Source organism: Pseudomonas sp. B21-028, from assembly GCF_024749045.1.
Taxonomy (GTDB): Bacteria; Pseudomonadota; Gammaproteobacteria; order Pseudomonadales; family Pseudomonadaceae; genus Aquipseudomonas.
On record NZ_CP087184.1, the window covers coordinates 636,376 to 653,582 of the forward strand.

General features: G+C 62.1%; 12 protein-coding genes. 8 read left to right on the forward strand and 4 right to left on the reverse strand.

What is annotated here, in order from left to right; genetic code table 11:
* Positions 1–69: 69 nt before the first annotated feature.
* From LOY35_RS02810 to LOY35_RS02825, 4 genes are all read left to right on the forward strand, one after another.
* Positions 70–3,363: a DUF2126 domain-containing protein gene (locus tag LOY35_RS02810; protein ID WP_258630456.1), complete on the forward strand. Its 3,294-nt coding sequence runs from the start codon at positions 70–72 to the stop codon at positions 3,361–3,363.
* A 352-nt stretch (positions 3,364–3,715) separates the two neighbouring features.
* A complete protein-coding gene (locus LOY35_RS02815) occupies positions 3,716–6,202 on the forward strand; it encodes a circularly permuted type 2 ATP-grasp protein (protein ID WP_258630458.1) in 2,487 nt (828 codons plus the stop codon).
* Positions 6,202–7,092: a transglutaminase family protein gene (locus LOY35_RS02820; protein WP_258630460.1), complete on the forward strand. Its 891-nt coding sequence runs from the start codon at positions 6,202–6,204 to the stop codon at positions 7,090–7,092. The genes LOY35_RS02815 and LOY35_RS02820 overlap by 1 nt, the downstream gene beginning before the upstream one ends.
* Positions 7,093–7,281: 189 nt before the next feature.
* Complete coding sequence (locus LOY35_RS02825; protein WP_258630462.1) at positions 7,282–7,659, forward strand: NUDIX domain-containing protein; 378 nt, start codon at positions 7,282–7,284, stop codon at positions 7,657–7,659.
* Positions 7,660–7,685: 26 nt separating this feature from the next.
* On the opposite strand, the gene LOY35_RS02830 is transcribed toward LOY35_RS02825, so the two are convergent.
* Positions 7,686–8,273, reverse strand: coding sequence for a TIGR00730 family Rossman fold protein (locus tag LOY35_RS02830; protein ID WP_258630467.1), 588 nt, complete (start codon positions 8,271–8,273; stop codon positions 7,686–7,688).
* 351 nt (positions 8,274–8,624) lie between these two features.
* Here LOY35_RS02830 and azu point away from each other — a divergent pair, with 351 nt between their 5' ends.
* A complete protein-coding gene (gene azu / locus LOY35_RS02835) occupies positions 8,625–9,071 on the forward strand; it encodes an azurin (RefSeq protein ID WP_258633456.1) in 447 nt (148 codons plus the stop codon).
* 177 nt (positions 9,072–9,248) lie between these two features.
* Here the strand turns inward: azu and nadE are convergent, their stop codons facing one another.
* The 3 genes from nadE to LOY35_RS02850 all read right to left on the reverse strand — a co-directional run bounded on the left by nadE (position 9,249) and on the right by LOY35_RS02850 (position 12,519).
* Positions 9,249–10,076, reverse strand: a complete 828-nt coding sequence (gene nadE, locus LOY35_RS02840) for an ammonia-dependent NAD(+) synthetase (protein WP_258630469.1) — start codon at positions 10,074–10,076, stop codon at positions 9,249–9,251.
* A 4-nt stretch (positions 10,077–10,080) separates the two neighbouring features.
* Complete coding sequence (gene pncB / locus LOY35_RS02845; protein WP_258630472.1) at positions 10,081–11,307, reverse strand: nicotinate phosphoribosyltransferase; 1,227 nt, start codon at positions 11,305–11,307, stop codon at positions 10,081–10,083.
* Between the two features lie 303 nt (positions 11,308–11,610).
* The gene (locus tag LOY35_RS02850; RefSeq protein ID WP_258633459.1) at positions 11,611–12,519 is read right to left on the reverse strand and encodes a LysR family transcriptional regulator; all 909 of its coding nucleotides are present in this window, start codon (positions 12,517–12,519) and stop codon (positions 11,611–11,613) included.
* Between the two features lie 176 nt (positions 12,520–12,695).
* On the opposite strand from LOY35_RS02850, the gene LOY35_RS02855 reads away from it, so the two are divergent.
* The 3 genes from LOY35_RS02855 to LOY35_RS02865 all read left to right on the forward strand — a co-directional run bounded on the left by LOY35_RS02855 (position 12,696) and on the right by LOY35_RS02865 (position 17,143).
* On the forward strand, positions 12,696–14,186 hold the full coding sequence (locus LOY35_RS02855) for an aldehyde dehydrogenase family protein (protein ID WP_309475897.1): 1,491 nt from the start codon (positions 12,696–12,698) through the stop codon (positions 14,184–14,186).
* A gap of 171 nt (positions 14,187–14,357) precedes the next feature.
* Complete coding sequence (locus LOY35_RS02860) at positions 14,358–15,641, forward strand: FAD-binding oxidoreductase (protein ID WP_258630480.1); 1,284 nt, start codon at positions 14,358–14,360, stop codon at positions 15,639–15,641.
* A 365-nt stretch (positions 15,642–16,006) separates the two neighbouring features.
* Entirely contained in the window at positions 16,007–17,143 is a 1,137-nt protein-coding gene (locus LOY35_RS02865) for an ABC transporter substrate-binding protein (RefSeq protein ID WP_258630482.1), read from the forward strand.
* Positions 17,144–17,207 lie beyond the last annotated feature (64 nt).

Genomic DNA, 17,207 nt, shown 5'->3' on the forward strand with positions numbered 1-17,207 from the left:
TCCGGCCAGCCTGCGTGGCATAAGTCTTGCGCCGCTTTCTATTCCGCCCAGGTTTGCAGGAGGCACGCCGTGTCGATCCATGTCGCATTGCATCACGTCACGCATTACCGCTACGACCGGGCCGTTGAACTCGGCCCGCAGATCGTGCGCCTGCGCCCCGCGCCCCACAGCCGTACGCGGATTCTTTCCTATGCGTTGAAGGTTTCGCCTGAGCAGCACTTCATCAACTGGCAGCAGGATCCCCAAGGCAACTACCTGGCACGCCTGGTATTCCCTGAAAAAACCAAAGAACTGCGGATCGAGGTCGATCTGCTGGCGGAAATGGCGGTGTTCAATCCGTTCGATTTTTTCCTCGAACCCTACGCCGAAAAGATTCCATTCACCTACGGGGCCGATGAGAAACACGAGCTGATGCCGTACCTGGAGACGTTGCCGCTGACGCCGAAATTCAAGGCGTACCTGGATGGCATCGACCGCACGCCGCTGCCGGCGGTGGATTTCCTGGTGGCGCTCAACCAGCGCCTGCACGACGACATCAGTTATTTGATCCGCATGGAGCCCGGTGTCCAGACCCCGGAACATACCCTGGAGCAGGCGTCGGGTTCCTGCCGCGACTCGGCCTGGCTGCTGGTGCAACTGTTGCGTCACCTGGGCCTGGCTGCGCGGTTCGTCTCCGGTTACCTGATCCAGTTGACCGCCGATGTGAAAAGCCTCGACGGCCCATCCGGTACCGAAGTGGATTTCACCGACCTGCACGCCTGGTGCGAGGTCTACCTGCCCGGTGCTGGCTGGATCGGCCTGGATGCGACGTCCGGCCTGTTTGCCGGCGAGGGGCATATTCCGCTGGCTTGCAGCCCCGATCCTTCGTCGGCTGCGCCGATCACCGGCCTGGTGGAACCCTGCGAGTGCGAATTCAGCCATGAGATGGCCGTGGAACGGGTCTGGGAAGCGCCGCGGGTGACCAAGCCCTACACGGAAGAACAATGGCTGGCGATCCAGACATTGGGCCGACAGATCGATGCTGACCTGCTGGAAGGCGATGTGCGGCTGACCATGGGTGGCGAGCCGACCTTCGTTTCCATTGATGACCCGGACGGCGCCGAGTGGAACACCGCGGCCCTCGGCCCGGACAAGCGCCGGCTCTCCGCCGAGCTGTTCCAGCGCATGCGCAAGCACTACGCGCCCCAAGGGTTGGTGCATTTCGGCCAGGGCAAGTGGTACCCCGGCGAGCAGTTGCCGCGCTGGTCCCTCAACTGCTACTGGCGGCGTGACGGCGTGCCGATCTGGCGCAACAGCGCCTTGATCGCGGACGAGCAGCAGGACTACGGCGCCGATGGCGAGATGGCCGGGCGTTTTCTGAACAGCGTCGCTGAGCGTTTGAACATTCCTGCGCGCTTCGTGTTTCCGGCCTACGAAGACAACTTCTACTACCTCTGGCGCGAAGGCGCGTTGCCCTCCAATGTCAGCGCCCAGGACCCACGCCTGGACGATGCCCTGGAGCGGGCACGCTTGCGCAAGGTCTTCAGCCAGGGCCTGGACAAAGTGATCGGCCAGGTCCTGCCACTGGCCCGCACCGCCAAGGGCGACCAATGGCAGAGCGGTCGCTGGTACCTGCGAGACAACCACTGCCGATTGGTGCCGGGGGATTCGCCCCTGGGTTATCGCTTGCCGCTGGCGTCCCAACCATGGGTGACGGCGGCCGAATATCCGTTCATCCATCCCACCGACCCGAACCAGGATTTGCCCGAGCTACCCGACGCCGCACAACTGGCCCGCCACGGCGAGGCGTTGATCGAAGAGGATCGCGTACCGGAAATCGACGTGTCCGCCGACTGGCTGACCCGCACCGCCTTCTGCGCCGAGGCCCGCGAGGGTCGGTTGTATCTGTTCATGCCGCCCCTGGAGCGGGTTGAGGATTACCTTGAACTGGTCAGCGCCATCGAGGCCACGGCCGAGGAACTGCAGTGCCCGGTGCTGTTGGAAGGCTACGAGCCACCGAGCGATCCACGCCTGGGCAACTTCCGCATCACGCCGGATCCGGGGGTGATTGAAGTGAACGTGCAGCCGTCGGCGTCTTGGGATGAGTTGGTCGAGCGCACCGAATTCCTCTACGAGCAGGCCCGGCAAAACCGACTGACCACCGAGAAGTTCATGATCGATGGCCGGCACACCGGTACGGGCGGCGGCAACCATTTCGTTCTTGGCGGTGCGACACCGGCTGACTCACCGTTTTTGCGACGCCCCGATCTGCTGCGCAGCCTGATCAGCTACTGGCATAACCATCCGTCCTTGTCCTACCTGTTTTCCGGATTGTTCATCGGCCCGACGTCCCAGGCGCCCCGGGTGGACGAAGCCCGTAACGACGCGCTGTACGAATTGGAAATCGCCTTTGCGCAGATGCCTGAGCCCGGCGAGGAGTGCCCGCCCTGGCTGGTTGACCGGTTGTTGCGCAACTTGCTGATCGACGTGACCGGCAACACCCACCGTGCCGAATTCTGTATCGACAAGCTCTATTCGCCGGACGGCGCGACAGGGCGTCTCGGCCTGCTGGAACTGCGTGCCTTTGAAATGCCTCCCCACGCCCGTATGAGCCTGGCCCAGCAATTACTGCTGCGGGCGCTGGTGGCGCGGTTCTGGCGCGAACCCTATGCGCCGGCAAAGCTGGCGCGCTGGGGCACCGAGCTGCATGACCGGTTTCTGTTGCCCCATTTCATCGAGCAGGACTTCGCCGATGTCATCGAAGAGCTGAATACCGCCGGTTACCCGTTGCGGGCCGAGTGGTTCGCCGCGCACTTGGAGTTCCGCTTCCCGAAGGTGGGCGATTACGCGGCAGGCGGTATCGAGTTGCAGTTGCGCCAGGCCCTGGAACCTTGGCATGTACTGGGCGAGGAGGGTGCAGTCGGTGGCACTGTGCGCTATGTCGATTCATCCCTGGAGCGCTTGCAGGTCAAGCTCAGTGGCCTGGCGCCGCAACGGTATCTGCTGACGTGCAACGGGGTGCCGGTACCGCTGCAACCCACCGGCCGGGTCGGAGAATTCGTCGCCGGGGTGCGTTTCCGTGCCTGGCAGCCGGCCAATTGCCTGCAACCGACCATCCCGGTCCACGCGCCGCTGGTCTTCGATCTGCTCGACACCTGGATGCAACGTTCCGTGGGCGGTTGCCAGTACCACGTGGCTCACCCGGGCGGGCGCAATTACGACAGCCTGCCGGTGAATGCCAACGAGGCCGAGAGCCGGCGGATGGCGCGCTTCTTCCGTCTGGGACACACACCTGGGAAACTGCCGATACCCAGCCTGGCGGTGGATGACGAGTTTCCCCTGACACTCGATCTGCGACGTTTTCAGGGAGCCCTGAACACATAAGGACGCTGAAGAGGTTTACCTTTGATTAGGGGATTTTCTGTGGCAAGAGAGATTTTCTCTGGCAAGAGGATTTCTGTGGCAAGGGATTTTATGTGGCGAGGGGATTTATCCCCGTTGGGCTGTGCAGCAGCCCCAATCCAGGCACTGCGGTGTAGCAGGCATTAATAGGGGGGGGCTTCGCCCTCCAACGGGGATAAATCCCCTCGCCACGGAAAATCCCCTCGCCACATATAACCCCCTCCTACAGAGGTATTGCGCCAGTCAGGCCATTCACATGCCAAGCCATGGCATCTATCCGGGCATCACGCCCTTGCGCTAGTCTCACCTTTCATTGCCGTCTGCCGAGTTCTCCATGCCCGATCTGCTTGACCGCTACCCGCTGACACCGGGCACCTATCACGAACTGCTGGACGACAGCGGCGCGGTGCGTCCGCACTGGCGGCGGCTGTTCGACCAGTTGCAGCGCAGCACGCCGGCCCAGCTGATGCAGCGTCAGGCCTTGCTGGCGCGACAGATCCAGGAAAATGGCGTCACCTATAACGTCTATGCCGATCCGAAGGGCGCCGACCGGCCATGGGAGCTGGACCTGCTGCCCCATGTCATCGATGCGCGGGAATGGAAACAACTGTCGGCCGGTATTGCCCAACGTGCACGGTTGCTCAATGCGGTGCTGGCCGACCTCTACGGGCCGCAACGGCTGATCAGCGAAGGCCTGTTGCCGGCGGAGCTGGTGTTCGGGCACAACAATTTCCTCTGGCCCTGCCAGGGCATCAGCCCGCCGGAGGGGATTTTCCTGCATTTGTATGCGGTGGATCTGGCGCGCACGCCCGATGGGCGCTGGTGGGTCACGGCGGATCGGACCCAGGCACCCTCCGGGGCCGGTTATGCGCTGGAAAATCGCATGATCGTCTCCCGCGCCTTTCCCGACCTCTATCGCGACTTGAAGGTCCAGCACCTGTCCGGTTTCTTTCGCACCTTGCAGGAAACCCTCGCCCGCCAGGCCCCCAGTGATGGCGAGCCGCCCCTGGTGGTGCTGTTGACGCCGGGGCGCTTCAACGAAAGCTATTTCGAACACCTGTACCTGGCGCGCCAGCTTGGCTATCCGCTGGTGGAGGGGGGCGACCTGACTGTTCGCGACGCCACGGTCTACCTCAAGACCCTCAGCGGGCTGCGTCGGGTCCACGCGATCATGCGCCGGCTCGACGATGACTTTTGCGATCCGCTGGAGCTGCGTACCGATTCGGCCCTGGGTGTGCCGGGGCTGTTGGAGGCGGTGCGCCAGGGCCGCGTGCTGGTGGCCAACGCCTTGGGCAGCGGCATGCTCGAGTCGCCGGGCCTGCTGGGGTTCCTGCCGAAGATCTGCCAGTTCCTGTTCGGCGAGGACCTGCTGCTGCCGTCCATCGCCACCTGGTGGTGCGGTGAGCCGCCGGTGCTGGCCCAGGCCCTGGAAAAGCTGCCTCAGTTGTTGATCAAGCCGGCGTTCCCGTCCCAGAGCTTCAAGCCGGTGTTCGGCCGAGACCTGAGCCAGGAGCAGCGCGGCCGTCTGGCGGCGCGGATCCAGGCGCGGCCTTACGCTTACGTGGCCCAGGAGTTGGCGCAGCTGTCCCAGGCCCCGGTCTGGCAGGCCGAGGACGGCCTGTTGCAGCCGCGGGCCATTGGCATGCGCGTGTACGCGGTGTCCGGCGAGGACGATTATCGGGTGCTGCCGGGCGGCTTGACCCGGGTGGCGGCCGAGGCCGATGCCGAAGTGGTGTCGATGCAGCGCGGCGGCGCGAGCAAGGACACCTGGGTGCTGGGAGAGCAGGCACCTGGCAGCGAACTATGGAAGACCCAGCGCACTGTGGGCGTTCACGATCTGGTCCGGCGGGATCCGTACCTGCCGTCCCGGGTGGTGGAGAACCTGTTCTGGTTCGGCCGTTATTGCGAACGTTGCGATGACAGCGCGCGGCTGTTGCGGATCATGCTGGCGCGTTATGTCGATGGTGATGATCCGCAGGCCCTGAAATCGGCGGTGTCCCTGGGGGAGAGCCTGATGCTGCTGCCCGAAGAAGGCGAGCTGCCCGAGCGTCTGCTGGCGGCGTTGCTGGGCGACGATTGGTCGTTCAGCCTGCGCTCCAACCTGCAGCGCCTGCAATGGGCGGCCTCGCAGGTGCGTGGCAAGCTGTCCCGAGAGAATTGGCAGGCGCTGGTGGAGTTGCAGCGCGAGGCCCTGGAGCTGGAAACCGGCGAAGCGGATTTCGGCGAGCTGCTGGATTTCCTCAATCGGCTGGTGATGTCCCTGGCGGCGCTTTCCGGCTTCGCCCTGGACGACATGACCCGCGACGAAGGCTGGCGCTTCCTGGTGATCGGCCGGCGCCTGGAGCGCCTGCAATTTCTCAGCAGCAGCCTGGCCGCGTTCCTGCGGGGCGAGGCGGCGTTCGACCAGGCCGGGCTGGAATGGCTGCTGGAGCTGGGCAACAGCAGCATCACTTACCGCTCGCGCTACCTGGCGGTCGCCCAGCTGATCCCTGTGCTCGACCTGTTGCTGCTGGACGAGCAGAACCCCCATGCAGTGCTCTTCCAGTTGAAACTGGTGACCCGTACCCTCAAACGCCTGAACGATGACTTCGGCGCGCCCAGGGAAACCGCGCTGCCGGAGTTGGTCACGCGCCTGTCGCGCTTTGACCTGCGGTGCCTGGAGAATCCACTGTTCGGCGAAGCCAGCCTGCGCGCGGCGCTCGATGGCCTGGCCGACCTGTTGCAGGAAGTGGCCGATGTCAGCGGCCAGGTCTCGGATCGCCTGGCGTTGCGTCATTTTGCCCACGTCGATGACGTCAGCCAACGCACGGTGTCCGTATGATGAGCGCCCGCTATCAGATTCTTCACGACACCCATTACCACTACGACAGTCCGGTGTCCCTGGCCCAGCAGCTTGCCCACCTGTGGCCGCGATCCTGTGATTGGCAGCGTTGCACCGATCGGCAGTTAGTGATCAGTCCCGAGCCGACGACCCGTCGGGATGAGCTGGATGTCTTCGGTAACCCATTGACGCGCCTGGCCTTCGAACGACCCCATGATGAATTGTTGGTCAACGCCCGCCTGAGTATCGAGGTGCTGGCCCGACCCGAACTGGATTTCAACCTTTCGCCGGCCTGGGAATCGACCTGCCAGGCGCTGACCTACAGCAGCCGGCCGCTGTCCGAGTCGTTGCTGGACGCGTGTCGCTACCGTTTCGAGTCCCCTTACGTGCATCTCAAGCACAGCTTCGTCGAGTTTTCCGCAAGCTGCTTCCCGCCGGGACGCCCGTTGATGTTGTGTATCCGGGCGCTGATGGAGAAGATTTTCGACGAGTTCACGTTCGATGCCGAGGCAACCCAGGTGGCGACGCCGCTGGTGGAGGTACTGGAACGGCGGCGGGGCGTCTGCCAGGACTTTGCCCACCTGATGCTGGCCTGCGTACGCTCCCGCGGGCTGGCGGCGCGTTACGTCAGCGGTTACCTGCTGACCCAGCCACCACCCGGTCAGCCCCGGTTGATTGGCGCTGACGCATCCCACGCCTGGATCTCGGTGTTTTGCCCGGCGCTGGGCTGGGTGGATTTCGACCCGACCAACAACGTACAGCCAGCCCTGGAGCACATCACCCTGGCCTGGGGCCGGGACTTCTCCGACGTGTCGCCGTTGCGCGGGGTGATCCTGGGGGGCGGCAATCATGATCCCGAGGTGCGGGTGACCGTGATGCCGCTGGAGTAATTCAAGGGTTCGGTCTGAGGGAAGGCTGTGGGAGCATGGCTTGCGCTGTGGGAGCAAAGCTTGCTCGCGACGGGTCTCGCGGTTTTCAGTTCAGCCGCTACATCGCGGGCAAGCCATGCTCCCACAGGAAGGCTGTGCTTCCATGGGGACCGTATGGTTCATAGGCGCTGTGATTCATTGGAGGGTGATATGTTCCCGGTTTCCATCAAAGGCGTGCTGCAATCCCCCGAAGGCCTGGTCGTGCTCATGCTCAACGAGCGGGATGAGTGGGAATTGCCCGGCGGGCGAATCGAATTGGGCGAAACGGCGCCGCAATGCCTGGCGCGGGAGATCATCGAGGAACTCGCGGTGGAGGTGAGCATAGGGGAGCCGCTGGATTCCTACCTGTTTGAGGTCATCCCTGGCAAACATGTGTTCATTTCCACTTACCGCTGCCAATTGGTGGGCGGCTTCGTGCCGACGGTCAGCCATGAACACAAGGAGATCGGGCTCTTCGAGCCGGGCCAGTTACCGGCCAACCTGCCTGAAGGTTATCGCGCCTCGATTGCCAAGGCCTTGCAGCAGTGAGGGCCGCAGAGCCCTCACGCCGGTTCTCAGAGGGCTTTCTGCTCGACCCATTTCGGCTGTACCGAGGGTTGCCATTCATCCAGCGCATCGAGCAGGTCATGGGCTGACTCGCTCACTTGCAGCATGTCGCGATGGGCTGCGCGGACAAAACCTTCGTCGACGATATGGTCGAGGAAACCGGCGAGTTTGCTGTAGAAACCATTCACTTCCAGCAGGCCCAGCGGTTTGCCGTGGTAGCCGAGCTGGCCCCAGGTCCAGACTTCGAACAATTCTTCCAGGGTACCCAGGCCACCGGGCAGGGCAATGAAGGCATCGCTGAGTTCGGCCATGCGCGCTTTGCGGGCGTGCATGCCGTCCACCACTTCCAGGCGGGTCAGGCCGTCGTGGCCGATTTCCTTGTCCTTCAGGCTTTGCGGAATGATGCCGATGACCTCGCCCCCGGCCGCCAGGGCCGCGTCGGCCACGATGCCCATCAGGCCGACGGCGCCGCCGCCATAGACCAGGGTGAGCTTGCGCTCGGCCAATGCTCGTCCCAGCGCTTGCGCCGCTTCACGGTAGGCGGGGTTGGTGCCGGTGCTGGCGCCGCAAAATACACAAACAGACGCGATGGACATGCTTTACTCCTGAGTCGGTAACCGCTGCAGAGTAAAGCCTCGCCGCTGTCGTGTGCAAAGGGCGCGCAGGCATCAGACCTCCCGCGCAGGTTTCTCGTAGGTGCCACTGGCACCGCAGGCGTAGGCGGCAAGCAGGCTGCATAACAGGCTGTTGAAGTTCATGACAGGCGCTCCATTGGGTTGATGGGCCGATCATAGGCGGACAGCGTGCGTCTGGCCGGTTGATTGTGTCCATGAGGCTGATAGCCTTAAGTTGTATACAATTCTTGATTCAGGTCATAGGAACTTGTCTGAAATTAGGGCAGTCTTCCCCTTTGAAGGAATTTTTTAACCATGCCTTGGAGATTCATGATGTTTGCCAAACTTGTAGCAGTATCTCTGTTGACACTGGCCAGCAGCCAACTGATGGCAGCGGAGTGCAAGACCACCATTGATTCGACCGACCAGATGTCCTTCAGCACCAAGGCCATCGAGATCGACAAGAGCTGCAAGACCTTCACCGTCGAGCTGACCCATTCGGGCAGCCTGCCGAAGAATGTCATGGGCCATAACTGGGTGCTGAGCAAAGAGGCTGACATGCAGCCGATCGCGACCGATGGCCTGGGCGCCGGTATCGACAAGAACTACCTCAAGGAAGGTGATGCGCGCATCATTGCCCATACCAAGATCATCGGTGCCAAGGAAACCGACTCGGTGACCTTTGACGTGTCGAAACTCGACGCCGCCGAGAAGTACGGCTTCTTCTGCTCGTTCCCGGGCCACATCTCGATGATGAAAGGCACCGTGACCCTGAAGTAATCCTCCGGGAATAAAAAAAGCGCCCCTTGCAGGGCGCTTTTTTGTGTCCGGCCAATTCCCAAGGACCCCGGTGTGGGAGCGAGCCTGCTCGCGATGGCGTCTGGTCAGCCAGCATGGAAATTGGCTGCCACTCCGCCATCGCGAGCAGGCTCGCTCCCACAGGGTTTTGGGGGGCGGCTATGGGGCGTACGGCATCACCCGCTTGTGCTCGGTCTTGCGATAGGTGTCGCAGATGATCCGGGCGGCTTCTTCGCGGATGGTCTGGCCGTGCAGGAAGGCATCGATTTCGCCATAGGTCACGCCATGGGCGGCCTCGTCGGGCTTGCCCGGGGACAGGTCCTCGAGGTCGGCGGTGGGGACTTTTTCCACCAGCGATTCCGGGGCTCCGAAGTCACGGGCGATGGCCCGGACCTGATTCTTCACCAGGCCGCTCAGGGGCGCCAGGTCACAGGCGCCGTCACCGAACTTGGTGAAGAAACCCATCACGGCTTCAGCCGCGTGATCGGTACCGACCACCAGGCCTTGCTCGGCACCGGCGATGGCATACTGCGCCACCATGCGCATCCGTGCCTTGGAGTTACCCAGCACAAAATCCCGCGCGCCTGGCGTCTTGCCTTCGAATGCCAGGACTTCCTTGGCCAGGGCCTTGACTGCCGGGCCGATGTTGACGGTGTGGCGTTCGTCCGGTGCGATGAAATCGACGCAGGCTTGTGCTTCGTGCTCATCGAACTGGGTTTCGTACGGCAGGCGCACGGCGATGAATTTGTAGGCCGGGTTACCGGTTTTTTCCCGCAGCTCGCGCATGGCGCGCTGGGCCAGCAGGCCGGCCGTCAACGAGTCGACCCCGCCACTGATCCCCAGTACCAGGCTCTTGAGCCCGGAATTGACGAGACAGTCCTGGATGAAGCTGACCCGGCGAGCGATTTCGGCCTTGAGGGCGGCGTCATCGGCGAACGGTGGCTGGACCTTGAGCTGTTCAGCAATCTCACGCTGTACGGCTTGCATGAATTCACTCCTTGCTTGATATGCCAGAAAGGGCGGCAGGTACTTGGAAAACATGTCGCATGTAGGCGACGAAATTCGGATCCTTGCAGTGGGTCTTGCCGGGCTCGTCTGAAATCTTGGCCACGGGTTGCCCGTCACAGCTAATCATTTTAAGCACGATGCTCATGGGCTCGACGCCCGGGATATCGCAGGTCAGGTTGGTGCCAATACCGAAGCTGACATTAATGCGACCACGCAATGCACGGAAAATCTCCAGGCATTTGGGCAAGGTCAGACTGTCGGAGAACACCAGGGTCTTGCTCATCGGGTCGATCCCCAGCTTGTGGTAGTGGGCGATGGCTTTCTCGGCCCAGGCCACGGGGTCACCCGAATCATGGCGCAGGCCATCGAACAGCTTGGCGAAGAACAGATCGAAGTCCGTCAGAAAGGCGTCCATGGTGATGCAGTCGGTCAGCGCGATTCCCAGCAGGCCGCGGTATTCGCGCACCCAGCAATCGAGGGCGGCGATCTGGCTATCGATCAGCCGCGGGCCCAGTTGCTGATGGGCCATGATCCATTCGTGGGCCATGGTGCCGAGGGGTTTCATGTCCAGTTCCCGGGACAGGTGCACATTGCTGGTGCCGACGAAGCGCCCAGGGAAATCGTGCTTGAGCACGTTCACCACTTCTTCCTGGGTGCGGTAGGAAAACCGCCGACGGGTACCGAAGTCCGCCACTTGCAGGTTGGACAGTTCCTCGCTGCTGGCATTGGCGGTCAGCCAGTCGAACTTGCGATACAACTGCTCCCGTGCCTGCTCGAGGATGACGTCACGGTAGCGATAGCGATTGCGCACTTCACTGACGATGGCCAGCAGCGGCACTTCGAACAGGATCACATGCAGCCACGGCCCGCGCAGGCGGATGAACAGCTCGCCATTTTCGATGCCGGTATACACATAGCGCAGGTTGAAACGAAACAGGCCCAGGAAACGCAGGAAATCCGGCTTCATGAAGCTGATGCGCTCCAGGAAGCCCAGTTGATCGGCGCTCAGGTTGAGCTCGGCCAGGCGCTCGATCTGAAAGCGGATCTCCGCCAGATAGGGGCGCAGGTCTTCGCTGTTGCGGCAACGAAACTCCCATTCGACTTCGACGTTGGGGTAGTTGTGCAGGACCGCCTGCATCATCGTCAACTTGTAGAAGTCGGTGTCGAGCAGGTTCTGCACGATGCGATCGGCAAACACACTCTCGCTCATGAGGGGTATCTCCAGACAGTTCGCTGCGGCGGGCAGCGTTGGACAGCGGTTTGTGGTGCTAGTGGCGCATAACCCTTGGGGTGATTGCCAGTGTTTTTTGGTCGCAGTGTTGCTGATGGCAGGAGATTTACCTGTGACAAGAGGATTCTTCTGTGGCGAGGGGATTTATCCCCGCTGGGCTGCAAAGCAGCCCCAATACTGACAACTCAATTTGCCTGATGCACTGGGCAGTCTGGGTCCAGGGCTGCTGCGCAGCCCAGCGGGGATAAATCCCCTCGCCACAAGGTTTTGTGTCGATTGGTGCTATTGCGGTGTGCCAGGGGCAGCTATTTGCTCCAACATCCACTCCACAAACAGTTTCACCTTGGGCACCTCTGCCGCGTGCTCGGGATAAGCCATGTAATAGGCGTTGGTGCTGGGCATGGCGTGTTGCCAGGGAATGATCAGTTTGCCGTCCGCCAGTTCTTCCTCCACCAGAAAGCGCGGCAGCAGGGCGACGCCACAACCGACCTGGGCAGCGCGGATGCACATGTAGAACGTTTCGAAGCGCGGCCCGTGGTAGCTGTGTTCGGTGTGAAAACCCTGATCGGCGAACCAGTCATGCCAGGCCTGGGGGCGTGATGCGTTCTGCAACAGCACCAGGTCGGCCAGTTGTGTCGGGTCGGTAAAGGGGGTATCCGGCAGGCAGCCCGGCGCGCAGACCGGCACCAGTTCTTCGCCGAACAGCTCCAGGGATTCGGTGCCGGGTCGAGAGTTCTGGCCGAAGTAGAACGCCATGTCGCTGCGTCCGTGCAGCAAATCGTCGGGCTCCTGCTCGCTGCACAGGTCCAGGTGGATCTTCGGATGCCGCAGGCGCCAGCCTTTGAGGCGCGGCACCAGCCAGCGTGCACCGAAGGTCGGGGGCGTGGAGACGCGCAGGACCTCGGTGTCGCCACCGTAGGAACGCAGGTAGTGGGTGGACATCTCGACCTGGGTGAGAATTTTCCGGACTTCCACCAAGTACAAATCGCCGGCCGGCGTCAGTTGCAGGCGTCGACGCACGCGACGGAACAGTAGGTGCTGCAACAGTTCCTCGAGCTGCGCGACCTGCTTGCTGACGGCGCTCTGGGTCAGGTGCAACTCTTCGGCAGCACGGGTGAAGCTCAGGTGACGGGTCACCGCTTCGAAACATTGCAGTGCCGTGATCGATGGTAAATAGCGTTTATTGAGCATCCTGAGGCCTATTTGCGGTGGCTCGATGTATCTGTTCATGGAGCAGCATGAATAAACGGAATGATATCTCGCTTAAAGGTCGTTTGTTGGCAAGACTCGGGCCAGCTACAACTACAGTCCTGATCAGCCGTGTTCGTCCGGCTGCCGATTTTCGTCTTTCGCTTGAGGAATTGACCATGGTTGCTGCATTGCTTGATCGTCTGGGTGTCGACCCGACCCTGTACCAGAACGGCACACAGCCGGTGCACTCGCCCATCGACGGCAGTCGTATCGGCGCGGTGAACTGGGAGGGCGCGGCCGAAGTCGAGCAGCAGGTCAGTCGCGCCCAGCATGCCTTCGATCTGTGGCGTCAGGTCCCGGCCCCGCGTCGCGGCGAGCTGGTGCGCCAGTTTGGCGACCTGCTGCGTGAATACAAGGCCGATCTCGGCGAGTTGGTGTCGTGGGAAGCCGGCAAGATTACCCAGGAAGGCCTGGGTGAAGTGCAGGAGATGATCGACATCTGCGATTTCGCCGTCGGCCTGTCCCGTCAACTGTACGGCCTGACCATTGCCTCCGAGCGTCCGGGCCACCACATGCGTGAAACCTGGCATCCGCTGGGCGTGGTCGGGGTGATCAGTGCGTTCAACTTCCCCGTCGCGGTCTGGGCCTGGAACACCACGCTGGCCCTGGTGTGCGGCGATTCGGTGATCTGGAAACCTTCGGAAAAGACCCCGCTCACCGCCCTGGCGTGCCAGGCGCTATTCGAGCGGGCATTGAAGAATTTCGGCGATGCGCCTGAGTATCTGTGCCAACTGATTATCGGCGGTCGCGATGCCGGTGAAGCACTGGTGGATGACCCGCGCGTGGCATTGATCAGTGCCACCGGCAGCACCCGCATGGGCCGGGAAGTGGCGCCGAAAGTCGCCGCGCGCTTTGCCCGCAGCATCCTCGAACTGGGTGGCAACAACGCGATGATCCTGGCGCCGAGTGCCGACTTGGACATGGCCGTGCGTGCCATCCTGTTCAGCGCCGTCGGTACCGCCGGCCAGCGTTGCACCACCCTGCGTCGCCTGATTGCCCATGAATCGGTGAAGGAAGAAATCGTCACCCGTCTCAAGGCTGCCTATTCGAAAATACGCATCGGCCATCCGCTGGAAGGCAACCTGGTCGGGCCGCTGATCGACAAGCACAGCTTCGATAACATGCAGGACGCCCTCGAACAGGCCTTGAGCGAAGGTGGTCGCGTATTCGGCGGCCAGCGTCAGCTCGAAGACCAGTTCCCGAATGCCTACTACGTATCGCCGGCCATCGTCGAGATGCCGGAACAGAGCGACGTGGTTCGCCACGAAACCTTCGCACCGATCCTGTATGTGGTCGGCTACAAGGACTTCGCCGAGGCCCTGCACCTGAACAACGCCGTGCCCCAGGGCCTGTCGTCCTGCATCTTCACCACCGACGTGCGTGAAGCCGAGCAGTTCATGTCCGCAGTGGGCAGCGACTGTGGCATTGCCAACGTCAACATCGGCCCGAGCGGCGCGGAAATCGGCGGCGCTTTCGGTGGTGAGAAAGAAACCGGCGGCGGTCGTGAATCCGGCTCCGATTCGTGGCGCGCCTACATGCGTCGCCAGACCAACACCGTGAACTACTCGCTGGAGTTGCCGCTGGCCCAGGGGATTACGTTCGACTGAGGTTGAGTGAAGGGATCTTACATTCATGAAGATCCCCCCTGTGGGAGCGAGCCTGCTCGCGAAAGCGGTCGATCAGTCGACATCAGTGTTGAATGAACGTCCACCATCGCGAGCAGGCTCGCTCCCACATTAAATGGTGTGATGGTTGGGTTTCATTTCCGGAGTCTGGCAATGCCGTTACGCGAAGAATGTCTGTGGGAAAAACTGACGCCGCAAAGGCCTGAAAACATTGCGCTCACGGGGGAGGTCACGGTAGACGTCTGCGTGATTGGCGCAGGCTTCACCGGGTTGTCGGCGGCGGTGCATTTGCTGGAGCAGGGCAAGCGCGTCGCGGTGCTGGAGGCCCATCGGACCGGGCACGGCGGGTCGGGGCGCAATGTCGGGCTGGTGAACGCGGGCTTGTGGATCCCGCCGGACGATATCGAGGCGGGTTTCGGCGAAGCCGTCGGCAGCCAGCTCAACCGCATGTTGGGCGCGGCACCGGCGCTGGTGTTCAGCCTCGTCGACAAATACCACATCGATTGCCAGTTGCGCCGCGAAGGCACGCTGCACATGGCCCATAACGCCCGGGGCGAGGCGGACCTGCGCAGCCGCGAAGAACAATGGAAGCGCCGCGGCGCTCCGGTGGAGCTGCTCACCGGCCAGGCCTGTGTCGACGCCACGGGCACGTCGAAAATCGCCGCGGCCTTGCTGGATCGACGCGCCGGTACGCTCAATCCGATGGCCTATGTCAGCGGATTGGCCAAGGCAGCGTCGGACCTGGGCGGACAACTGTTTGACCATTCCCCCGTGATCCGTCTGGAACGCCAGGGCCAGCGCTGGTCGGTACAGACGGCCCAGGGTTCGGTACTGGCCGAGCAGGTGGTGATCGCCTCCAATGCCTACACCGAAGGCGAATGGACTGAGCTGCGGCGCAATTTCTTCCCCGGCTATTACTACCAGGTGGCGTCCGTCCCGTTGTCCGGCGAGGCGGCGCAACGCATCCTGCCGGGTGGCCAGGGGTCGTGGGATACCCGTCAGGTATTGAGCAGCATTCGCCGCGACAAGGACGGTCGTCTGTTGCTCGGCAGCCTGGGCAATGGCAACCGCAAACCCACCTGGTTCCTCAAGGCCTGGGCGGACCGGGTGCAGCAGCACTACTTCCCTTACCTCAAGTCGGTGGAGTGGGAGTCCACCTGGACCGGCTGCATTGCCTTCACTCCCGACCATCTGATGCGCCTGTTCGAGCCGGCGCCCGGATTGGTGGCGGTCACCGGTTACAACGGAAGGGGCGTGACCACCGGCACGGTGGTGGGCAAGGCCTTTGCCGATTACCTGTGCCATGGCGACGCGAAAGCGTTACCGATTCCCTTTGCGCCGATGCAGCCAGTGGCCGGGGCGGGCGTGCGCAGTTGCCTGTATGAGGCGGGGTTTTCGCTGTATCACGCGGGCCAGTGCCTGCGGATCGTCATTTGAGTGTTGAAAAGTGTTGCCGGAACCGGCGTTTTCCGGCGTAGCGTCTAGCCTGTTATGGTGCGGGTTGTAGCAGTTGTGCGCCGGCAGTGTGCAGTTCGGTGACGCAGGTTGTTACAGGCTGGTTGCACGCCGTTTCGCACGATGGTTGCAATGATGGCTCATGGATGGTTGTACTTATTTGGATGGCAGGTTGCACCTTGTGCGGTTTAGACGGTTGCACGCCCTATGAAAAAGGGCCCGAAACAGTCGAAATAACAATAAAGCAGCGACTTTTTTAAGAATAAAAAACCGATGGCACGGCCCTTGCTCTGAGCTTTTCAGTGAAGTCGCAGTGCCAACTAAAAAAAACCTTGGAGCACCACCTCATGTCCCAGACGTTTTACAAGAAAGGCTTTCTGGCCCTTGCCGTTACAGCGGCAATGGGTGTTTCCGCGTTTGCCCATGCAGACTTCAAGATCGGTGTAGCGGGTCCCATGACTGGCGCCAACGCAGCATTCGGCGAGCAGTACATGAAAGGGGCGCAGGCGGCAGCGGACGAAATCAACGCCAAGGGCGGCGTGAACGGCGAGAAGATCGTGCTGGTGCAGGGTGACGATGCGTGCGAGCCGAAGCAGGCCGTGGCCGTGGCCAACCGCTTTGTCGACCAGGACAAGGTGAACGCCGTGGTCGGTCACTTCTGCTCGTCCAATACCATCCCGGCCTCCGAGGTCTATGACGAAGCCGGCATCATGGCCGTCACCCCGGGCTCGACCAACCCCACCGTTACTGAGCGCGGCTTGAGCGCGATGTTCCGCATGTGCGGCCGTGACGACCAGCAGGGTATTGTGGCCGGCGACTACATCGTCGACGTGCTCAAGGGCAAGAAAGTCGTGGTCCTGCACGACAAGGACACCTACGGCCAAGGCCTGGCGGATGCCACCAAGGCACAGCTGGAAAAGCGTGGTGTGAAGCCGGTGTTGTATGAAGGCCTGACCCGTGGCGAGAAAGACTTCAGCGCCGTGGTCACCAAGATCCGTGCGGCCGGTGCCGACGTGGTCTACTTCGGTGGTCTGCACCCGGAAGCCGGCCCGCTGGTTCGCCAGCTGCGTGAGCAAGGCCTCAAGGACGTGAAGTTCATGTCCGATGACGGCATTGTGACCGATGAACTGGTGACCACCGCCGGCGGCGCGCAATACGTCGATGGCGTGTACATGACCTTCGGCGCCGACCCACGCCTGCTGCCGGACAGCAAGTCGGTGGTAGACGCATTCCGTGCCAAGGGCACCGAGCCGGAAGGCTACACCCTGTATGCCTACGCTTCCGTCCAGACCCTGGCTGCTGCTTTCAATGGCGCCAAGAATAACAAGGGCGAAGACGCGGCCAAGTGGCTCAAGGCCAATCCGGTCCAGACCGTTATGGGCAAGAAGGAATGGGATTCCAAAGGCGACCTGAAAGTCTCTGACTACGTGGTCTACCAGTGGGACAAGGACGGCAAATACCATCAGCTGGAAAAACAGAAGTGACATGAACGGTTGATCTGCCTGGCGCCCTGGGTGCCGGGCAGTTCCTCGCGTCCATGCAGTACCT